We start from the raw sequence: 529 nt of genomic DNA, 5'->3' as shown, positions 1-529 counted from the left end.
CCCTCGAAGGTGGCGGAGCCCATGTGAGGAGTCATCACGACATTGGGCAAGGCGAGCAGGCGCGGGTCGATTTGCGGCTCGTGCTGCCATACATCGAGCCCGGCCCCGGCCAGCCGTCCGCCTTCCAGCGCCACGATCAGCGCGCCTTCGTCGACGATCCCGCCGCGTGAGGTGTTGATAACATAGACATGCGGCCGCAACAGCGCGATCCGGCCAGCGTCGATCAGCCCTTCGCTATCGGGGTTGCGCGGGGTGTGGATGGTCAGGATGTCGATCGCCGACAGCATCTCGTCGAGATTGGGGTGCCACTGCGCCTGCAGTTCAGCTTCTACCACCTTGGGCAGGCGGTGGCGATTGTGATAATGGATCGTCAGCCCAAAGGCGCGCGCCCGCCTTGCGACCGCCTGGCCGATTCGCCCCATGCCGAGAATCCCGAGCGCCTTGCCGCCAATGCGGTGGCCGAGCATCCCGCCCGGCGTCCAGCCCTTCCATTCGCCCGAACGCACCAGCTTCTCGCCCTCGGCCAGGC

1 protein-coding gene is annotated in these 529 nt (G+C 66.7%); it reads right to left on the bottom strand.

Annotated elements, in window-relative coordinates:
* On the bottom strand, nucleotides 1–529 hold a 529-nt coding region (locus AACY45_RS27845), incomplete at both ends, for an NAD(P)-dependent oxidoreductase (protein ID WP_339548693.1).

It is taken from the genome of Pseudomonas sp. RA_35y_Pfl2_P32 (assembly GCF_963970735.1).
GTDB lineage: Bacteria > Pseudomonadota > Gammaproteobacteria > Pseudomonadales > Pseudomonadaceae > Aquipseudomonas.
Note: the sequence above shows the minus strand (reverse complement) of the source record. Positions and strands in the feature narration are given on the sequence as shown.